Here is an 8,300-nt window from a genome sequence, read left to right on the forward strand (position 1 = left end):
ATCCTGACAGTCCCTCAAGATCGAGGGCATCACCCCGGCTGAGCCACACATCAGCTACCCCCGTCTGCTCGACGCAAACGGCATGCGTCCGCCCGAAGACTCCGGCGGCCCTTGGGGTTATGCCGAAACACTGCAAGCGCTGTCCGATCCCGCCCATGAATATCATGAGCAGGCGCTCGACATCCTCGGCGATGATCATGATCCCCGCGCCAAGCCGAACATCGATCTGATCCACGCCCGCCTCCAGACCTTCGCGAAAAAATGGCCACCGCGGCAACGAAAGGCCAAATAGCCCACGTCAATGCGGCCTTCCGTAGGCGCTTACGAAGCTGCGGTTCGCGACTACATGAAGTACTCGCTCGTCTGAAACGCGGCAGCCGCACCAATTGCCGCTGCCTCATTCCCCAGTTCAGCTGCGACAAGAAGCGGTGCGGGCAGCGGTCGGCCGCGGCGCAGTTCCTCGCCCTCGCCTGGCCAGTCGATCGCCTTTACGATGCGCTGGGACACCGAAATGGGCAGCCGTCCACCAAGAACGACCGCATCGACATCAACGACATGGCGCATCGCGCGCGCGATCAGTGCGATCGATGGAGCCGTTAGGACTATCCATTCCGTGACCCCCGACCAGCTTTCGTCAAAGCGTGTGACCATGTCGTGAATGCTCTCGAGCGCGATGCCTCTCACGCGGAGCATTTCCAGTAGTGTCGTAAGGCTGGGCTTGGGGCAGCCGATGATACCCGGGAGGGCGCCAATTTCGCCGGTATTTCCACGCACGCCGCGCGATAACTCTCCACCAAGCACGACCGCGCCACCCAGACCCGCCGTCAGGTTGATATACGCAAAGCTGCGGTGCAACCGACCGATGCCCAGAAAGGATTCCCCCACCGCCGCTGCTCGGGCAATGTTCTCGACAATGACTGGCCGTTCGAAGCGGTCGCTGACTATGTCCCCGACCACCACATCGGCCCAGGCTTCGAGCTCGCTCGGCGGACTGATCCGACCATCCTCAAGGAAAAAGCCTGATAGTCCGACGCCGACACCGCCGAGCCGATGCCGGTCCAAGCCGTGCGTCGACATCGCATTCTCAACGAAGAGCGCAAAGTCATCAACGACGCGTGTCGGATCCATGTCGCGGCGGGGAAGGTTGGCCTGCGCGATCAACTTTCCGCCAAGATTCATGACAATCGCCTGGGCCGTGTCCGTCATTACCGCAAGACCAGCCGTAATAACCGCATCTTCGACAATTCGTAGCGAGGCGCTGGGCTGACCTGGGCCCTTTGCCACCGACGGGCCGATCGTCAGAAAACCACGCGCCTCTAGTTCCTCGCTGACACGAAAAACTGCCGGGCCGGATAATTCAAGTGCCTGTATGATGTCGGATCGGGTGAGGCCCGGGCGCTGGCGCACCATGCTCATGACGGTTCGCTGGCGGCTCGAAAGCGGACGGCTAAGCGCTGCGGAACCGAGGCGACGCCGGTCGCCTGCCTTCTGCGTGAGCAATGTCACGCGCCTACCGTTAGGCATAGTTCAATTGGATGTTTCATAACGAACAGCATGATACTCCGTAAAAAGAGATGTGCAAGTGCCCGGCGCTGAAGCAATTGCCATCATTCGGGATTGCGTGCCGACAAAGGAATGGGAACAGTCCCGGTCGGGCTCATGAGTTCCCCGGTGTCCCGGTCGTAGCGGAACGTCTCTCGCGTGCCGTCAGTTCCTACCGTGATGATACCTTCAGCAATGTCGTCACGGACCGTGATGTTGGCACTGCCCAGGTCGCCGCAAGCGACGGTCGCACCATCGGCGAATGATGCGCCGGTAAGCGGTTTGACTAGGCAGCTGGCGCGTTGGGGTGCTGGTCCGGTAATAGTCAGCCACCCGTCAGCAGTGACTGTGTGACTGTACACAATGGCGCCGAAGCGATCGATTGTACTGAATGTCTGGCCGCGCTTGAAAGTGCGGCTGGGTGCCCCGAGACCCCGGATGCCCACACGATTGTGAGTCAGCAACCCCTGGTCGTTGAGGTAGAAATGGCTGATCTGCGAACCGATATTATTGGGCCAGCGCAAGTGCATGTGGACATGCGGCGGCGCATCGGTGTGGCCTGCCGGAAAGTTTGTGTCGAACCCCATCAACATGATCGTGCCCGATTGCCGGGCCGCAACGTGCTCACCCAGCGCCAGTCGTCGGATCACTTCGCGCTGTGCAAAAGTCAGGACATCGGCGGCCCGGCGCTCGACATCGGGGAACCGGCCAGTCGCATAGGCACCTCCGCGACGGGCGATATCGGCATGTTCAAAGCGCAGAACAACGCCAGGTTCAACGATGTCTGTCGCAAAGGCGGCTGCCCAAGTGGCATCTTGCGCTAAAGGAGGCAGCGCGACAATCAGGAGCCCGTCGCGCGAGCTCGTGACGACATCCTGCTGATTGATGATTACGCGGCGCACGCGGTGCGCCGGCACGTCGAACGCAAGTTCCAGGCTGCGCAACCGCGGCACGTGAAGATGGACGATGCTCTCGCGGATGTTGACGCGGTCATACCCCGGGTCGTCCGATTGCGCGCAGGCGCGACAACTTTCGGGTACGAGCTTGACCTTGCCCAGCGGCCCCGATCCATCGGCGGGCAGCAGCTTTAGCAAAACCTGAACGGAGGCCGGTGCCGACGCCACCGGCATGGCCGGGTCACCGTCCTGCGCCCGCACCGTCGCCGAACTGGTCCCGCCGGCGACCGCAAGCGGTATGCAAAAATGCCTTATCCACGTTGGGCGGCTCACCGACCGGGCCGCCACGATACGCCCACCCAATAGGCAGAGCCGACGGTGAAGCGGTTGTTCAAGAACTCACGGCCTGGGCCTTGCCGAACGACGAAGGGGTCGCGCGTGACATTTTGTGCCCGGAGTTGAACGTCGAAATTGCTTTTCAAGCTATAGCGAAGCGCCAAATCTACCTGACTGCGCGCTTCCTGAATCAGATCGCGCTCTTGGGTGTCGAGGTTGGCCCGCTGCAGCGCACGGCCGATGCGGTTGACCGCGACCCGCGCCTCGAACGGGCCGTCCGCATAGAACAACGTCGCGTTGACGATGTAGTCCGGCTGCTCGAGCAGGCCGCTCGTTTTGCGGATCGCCGACAAGCCGAGCGCTCGCGCCGCCGCGCTGCGCGGCAGGTCGAATGATCCCTTGAGGTATGTCGCGTTGAGGCTGAGGCCGACGCCGCTAAGCGCTTCGGGGAGGAACGGCAGGCTGTCCTGCACATAATTCGCTTCGATTCCCGTGATGCTCGCACGGCCGGAGTTGAGCGGCTGAGTGATCGTGACGTCGGTGTAGGTCACCCCCCGAAATGTCGTTGGCTCACCCTGACTGTTGCCGGTGAATATCTCGTTGCGGATATCCTTGTGGAAGAACGCGACGGAGGCCAGTCCCGCGTTGGGCAAGTACCATTCGAGCGACAAGTCGTAGTTTAATGCCTCGCGCGGGCGCAGGGCGGGATTGCCGGTATTGATCGTCAATACCCCGGGAATCGTCCCGATCGAAAATGAGGTGCGCGCGGCATATTGGCTGAAATCAGGTCGTCCGATCGTCTTGCTGACGCCTGTCGTTATGCGAATGTCCTCGCGCGGGCGCCATGTCAGCAGGGCCGAGGGCAGCCAGAATTCATAGCTCGAAGTTCGCGAAATCGGCTCGAACGCCGTGCTGCCGGCCACGGTCGGAACCCTGAAGGTGTCGGCGCGAACATTCGTCGCATCGTACCGGACACCCGCGACCAGGCGAATATCGTCCGTCTGAAATGCCAGCTGGGCATAGCCAGCGTTCACCTTCTCAACATCACGAAAATCATCGCCGAAATTGTTCGCACCTTGGTCGCTGGTCAAAAACAGTGACGGATTGGCCGCGACGAACGCCGTAACACGCGCGGGGTCGATCAGCAGGTAAGGGATGACGGCATGATTAAGCGACGGAAACTGCTGTGTGAACAGGAAGTTGCGCAGCCCCCCGACCTGCGCCTGCGCGTTGGCATTGGCGGGGGTCAGCTGGAGGTATTGCACGTCGAAGCTCTGATTGGTTCGTGTGTGCGTGACGCCGAGCCGCAAGCCAAGGCCGCGATCGTCGCTCGCGTCGTTGTAACTCAGCCGCGCGTCGCCGAAATGGACGTTCGAGCGGGAAACCCGAAAGATGTCTCGGATGTATAGATTGACATAAGCAGACGGATCGAGCCCCAGATCGCGAGCATTGTGTGTCGCCACGGGTCGGCCATCGGCGATGTTGTAACGAAATCCAAAATTGGGCGTGTTGACGCTTGTCGCGCGGCCCGGTGCCACAGCCGTCGCCCATTTGTGAAAGATCCGCTGCTCGTCATATCCGGCCTGCGAATAAGAGGCGATTGTTACGAGTTTCAGCCGATCGGTCAGTTCGAATTGGCCGCGTAACGTCCCCAAATATGTTTCGCGCGTCTGGGGTTGCAGGACGATACCCTGTTGCAGATTGCCGGTTGCGAACGACCCGGACGTCGCCGTCACGTTCGTCGGCGCACCGCCAGGGACGGTCAGCACCTCGGCCCGGTACTCCTCATCCTTATCGTAATAATAGCCGCCAAAAGCCGACAATCGATGCCCACCGATAAGGTCGTACTCGATCTTTGCATTAACGCTCGCGCGCGTCCGCTCATTATCGAAACGGAAATCCTGCGGGCGCACCGCAACCAGGATGCCGTCGCGCGAATTCTGTACAAACGGGGTCTGGCCGCCCGCCGGCGTGTAATAGGTCCAGCCGTTACCGTTCGTGTCACCCGGCAGCTCCGAAAACGCAGCCGAGCGGAGCCGCTGGAACTCAGCTGACACGATCACCCCGATGCGCTCGTCGCTGCCTAGCTTGAATGCCGCCGTACCATCGGCGCGGAAGTTGGGCTGCCGACTGCTCAAAAATGTCCCGGACGTCGAATTGAGGCCAACGCTGGCGTTGAGGGCCGCAAAGACGGGGGCCTTTCCATCCAGCGCGCTGCGCGAAACGATGTTGAGCTGTCCGCCCAGGCCATGCGGGTCGTATTCCGACGTTATTGTTTTAATCGCCTCGATCCGCGCGACGAGTGAATTTGGAAACTGCTCCAGCCGCGCGCCCCGGACAGTCCATTCGCTGCTCGCCAACGGCACGCCGTCTACCGTAATCAGATTGTACCGTGGGTCGAGGCCGCGGATCGTGACCCGTTGATAAATATCGCGATTCTTTGTTGGGTCGAGGCCGCCGACCGTCGACAGGCCGGTGATGCGCCGCGCACTTTCGACGATGTTCAGGTCTGGCAGATCGCCGATATCGTCCTGGCTGATGGCGTCGAGAATGACGTTCGATTTCCGCTTCGCGTCGATGGCCGCGCGGCTCGCCGCCCGGAAGCCGGTGACGACGATTGTCGCGTCCTCGACCTCTGCCTCGACCTCTGCGCGCTCATCGGGAGTGCGCTGACCGCTGGTGCGCGCTTCGGCTGTCTGCGTGCTTTGCGCCATCGCAGCCGTGGTCCCCAACCCGAGCGTCGTGCTCGCCAACAGCAAAGTGCCAGTCCGAATCATGTCAATTCCTTGATGCTATCTCCTCGCCATTAATACCGCGTTATATGTTATTATTGTGACAGCATGGGTGCCGTAGAGCGCATTTTGCCGATCGAGCGCTGCGAGCGCTAACGCCTAAAGTGCTAAAATATCGTAATAACGTCCATAAAGAGCGCGCATCTCAGCGGATTCAGGGCGTTTGTGAGCCAATCATTGCCAAAATTCGGCTCGGCGGCACGCTGACATAAAAACATCATGTACCATGCATACTGTAATGTATTGCAACGAGGGAGGTGAGTCGTGAGTCTATCGAGTTCGGCCAGTTCGGGACCGCGTCCGCAGGGGCGACGCACTCTGCTGATGATCAGTGCCGCCGCAATTGTCATAGCCGCAGGCTTGGCCAGTTACGTTTACTCGGCGGACGCTGAGCGGGGCGTCGGCACTGTCGTTGTGCCGAGCGCCGCGCCGATTACGCTGTCGCAGATGCCGCCGTTCGGAGCGGCCACTCCAACCGTCGATCCGTCGGTGGATGCCTATGACGAAGACGCGCAGCCCCCGCCCGAGCTGCTGCCGCCGGAAGTAATGGCGATCCAACCACCGATCATGGCGACACCGGAACAGATCGCGCGCGAAAAGAAACGCCAAGCCGAGGCTCCGCCCTGGGACTCGGATGAATAACTAGTTTGCCTGTAAATTATGCGTATCAATTATTCGACAAAACATATCTGCAGGAGGTAGACGATGACGAAACTAAATCTCAAAAAATACATATACTGCATAAGCGCCGTCGCAGCCATTGCCGCAGTTCCGTTGACGACGTCGGGTATAATTGTCCAAAATGCAGCGCAAGCGCAAGTGTTGAAGCGCGTATCTACTCATCCGCTTAGTGTCTGACCCGAAATTAAGTTGATTGATACCAGTCAGTTGCGCTTGCCACGTCGGCACGAGGTTGATTCCGAGGGTTTTGCGAAGAACTCAGGGGGTCGACGATGTGGACTGATACCACCCGGAAGCGGCATGCCCGCAAAGGGCCGGGGTTGCCAAGTGATTTGACCGACGGCGAATGGGAAATTCTGGAGCCATTCCTGCCGCCACCGCGCCGTGTCGGGCGCCCCCGCAAATGGCCGATGCGGCGGATCGTCGATGCCATGCTGTATCTCCTGCGCGGCGGGTTGCCGTGGCGGATGCTGCCACCGGGCTTTCCACCAGCGACCACGGTGCAGCGCTACTTCTACGCATGGCGCGACAGCGGCCTGTGGCAGGCCATCAACCACTATCTGCTCATGGCGATCCGCACGGCAGAAGGGCGCGAGGCCAGCCCGTCGGCAGGTGTGATCGACAGCCAGAGCGTCAAAACCACGGAAAGCGGCGGTGTCCGGGGCTATGATGCGGGCAAGAAGATCAAGGGCCGCAAGCGCCACATTCTGACCGATACCTGCGGCTATCTCGTCCACGCCGTCATCCACAGCGCCGATATCCAGGACCGGGACGGTGCCCCGCTGGTGCTCGCGGCGATCATCAACCGCTTCCCGTGGCTTGGGCACGTCTTTGCCGATGGCGGGTATGCCGGACCGCATCTGCGCAAGATGCTCAAAAAGATCGGCAAATGGACGCTCGAGATCATCAGGCGATCTGACGCCGCCAAGGGCTTCGAAGTGCTGCCCTGCCGCTGGGTCGTCGAGCGCACCTTCGCATGGCTGGGTCGCAACCGGCGCCTCGCCAAAGACTTCGAAAATACCATCGAAAGCGCAACCGCATGGCTCTTCATGGCTTCCGTCCAGCTCATCACCCGACGCATCGCAACCCTTTGCGATCAAACAGGATAATTATGAGTCAGACTCTTATCACTCTCATGAGAGATCGGACGAGAAACAAAACAGTGAATCGTGACCCTTCGAAATATTGGTCCCATCGTGGTATCTTCTATCCCACCACGAAAGACTCGGAAGTTCCGCTGGACGGGCTGCCGGAAAACAGCCTCGACGCGATCACTCGGGCACAGGATTTCGGTATTCAGGCAGTCGAGATCGACGTCCGCTTGTCCAGTGACAATGTTCCGATTGTGACGCATGACAAAGTCACCAACCGTGTCAACGGGTTGGATGGTGATGGCGGCAAATTCAACCCCAAGTGGTATGAAAAGATGGGGCTGCCCATGCCAGACGCGGTGCTTTTCGCAAACTATACGGCTGCTAACCTCAATAAAACGAACATGAAAGCTTACGATGCTGGCTCACGAATGAGCCGGACCACTGAAAAGACCATGTCGTTATATGAACTTCTTGTCGCTGTCGGCAAGAATGGACCATTGCTGATCCTTGACATACAGGATCCGGAGACAATGAAATACGCCGCGGAAAAAGTTCGGGATGTTGGACTGCAGAACCGAGTTGTCCTTAAGTTCTTCGCCTCGGCTGCGGTTCCTGATCGCTCTATGCCGGGTAACGTCGTACAACCCGGACACATCGAACAAACCATGATTGATTTTGTTAGATATCAAATCACAATCTGGGGCGAAGACCTATGGTACATCATTCAATTTAACGATAGCCAGCTGACAGCAGAGGCAGAGGGCGTGGACGCCGGTAAGATTCTTAAATACGGAAAGCTTTTTGATGCGCGTACTTGGTCAAACGCATTCCGTTCTACAGGACGCGTAATTGGGGTAGGCATTTCGAAACCCACATCCACTACTGCGACAAATGTTTTGGCTAGACTTGCCGACATTGCTCATTACTATGAGATGCTGACCGAAAAAGAAGTTGGGTGA

7 protein-coding genes are annotated in these 8,300 nt (G+C 59.3%); 4 read left to right on the plus strand and 3 right to left on the minus strand.

Going from position 1 to position 8,300, the window contains the following annotated elements; translation table 11 throughout:
• Positions 1-64 precede the first annotated feature (64 nt).
• Entirely contained in the window at positions 65-292 is a 228-nt protein-coding gene (locus QU44_RS17955; protein ID WP_231621774.1) for a plasmid pRiA4b ORF-3 family protein, read from the plus strand.
• A gap of 50 nt (positions 293-342) precedes the next feature.
• Here the strand turns inward: QU44_RS17955 and QU44_RS15605 are convergent, their stop codons facing one another.
• The 3 genes from QU44_RS15605 to QU44_RS15615 all read right to left on the minus strand — a co-directional run bounded on the left by QU44_RS15605 (position 343) and on the right by QU44_RS15615 (position 5,551).
• On the minus strand, positions 343-1,416 hold the full coding sequence (locus QU44_RS15605; RefSeq protein WP_033923335.1) for an ROK family protein: 1,074 nt from the start codon (positions 1,414-1,416) through the stop codon (positions 343-345).
• A 191-nt stretch (positions 1,417-1,607) separates the two neighbouring features.
• On the minus strand, positions 1,608-2,699 hold the full coding sequence (locus QU44_RS15610; RefSeq protein WP_156141231.1) for a hypothetical protein: 1,092 nt from the start codon (positions 2,697-2,699) through the stop codon (positions 1,608-1,610).
• A 68-nt stretch (positions 2,700-2,767) separates the two neighbouring features.
• The gene (locus QU44_RS15615; RefSeq protein ID WP_033923336.1) at positions 2,768-5,551 is read right to left on the minus strand and encodes a TonB-dependent receptor; all 2,784 of its coding nucleotides are present in this window, start codon (positions 5,549-5,551) and stop codon (positions 2,768-2,770) included.
• Positions 5,552-5,890: 339 nt separating this feature from the next.
• Here QU44_RS15615 and QU44_RS15620 point away from each other — a divergent pair, with 339 nt between their 5' ends.
• The 3 genes from QU44_RS15620 (at position 5,891) to QU44_RS15630 (ending at position 8,300) form a co-directional block, all read left to right on the plus strand.
• Positions 5,891-6,208: a hypothetical protein gene (locus QU44_RS15620; RefSeq protein WP_033923337.1), complete on the plus strand. Its 318-nt coding sequence runs from the start codon at positions 5,891-5,893 to the stop codon at positions 6,206-6,208.
• A gap of 311 nt (positions 6,209-6,519) precedes the next feature.
• Positions 6,520-7,356 (plus strand): IS5 family transposase, encoded by an 837-nt coding sequence (locus tag QU44_RS15625; RefSeq protein WP_033923338.1) that lies wholly within the window; start codon positions 6,520-6,522, stop codon positions 7,354-7,356.
• 53 nt (positions 7,357-7,409) lie between these two features.
• The gene (locus QU44_RS15630; protein ID WP_197054353.1) at positions 7,410-8,300 is read left to right on the plus strand and encodes a glycerophosphodiester phosphodiesterase; all 891 of its coding nucleotides are present in this window, start codon (positions 7,410-7,412) and stop codon (positions 8,298-8,300) included.

Source organism: Sphingomonas sp. 37zxx, assembly GCF_000786205.1.
Classification (GTDB): domain Bacteria; phylum Pseudomonadota; class Alphaproteobacteria; order Sphingomonadales; family Sphingomonadaceae; genus Sphingomonas.

Coding starts and splice junctions, on each gene's coding strand:
- QU44_RS15605 (WP_033923335.1), bottom strand. CDS start 1,416: ATGAGCATGGTGCGCCAGCGCCCGGGCCTCACCCGATCCGACATCATA.
- QU44_RS15615 (WP_033923336.1), bottom strand. CDS start 5,551: ATGATTCGGACTGGCACTTTGCTGTTGGCGAGCACGACGCTCGGGTTG.
- QU44_RS15620 (WP_033923337.1), top strand. CDS start 5,891: ATGATCAGTGCCGCCGCAATTGTCATAGCCGCAGGCTTGGCCAGTTAC.
- QU44_RS15625 (WP_033923338.1), top strand. CDS start 6,520: ATGTGGACTGATACCACCCGGAAGCGGCATGCCCGCAAAGGGCCGGGG.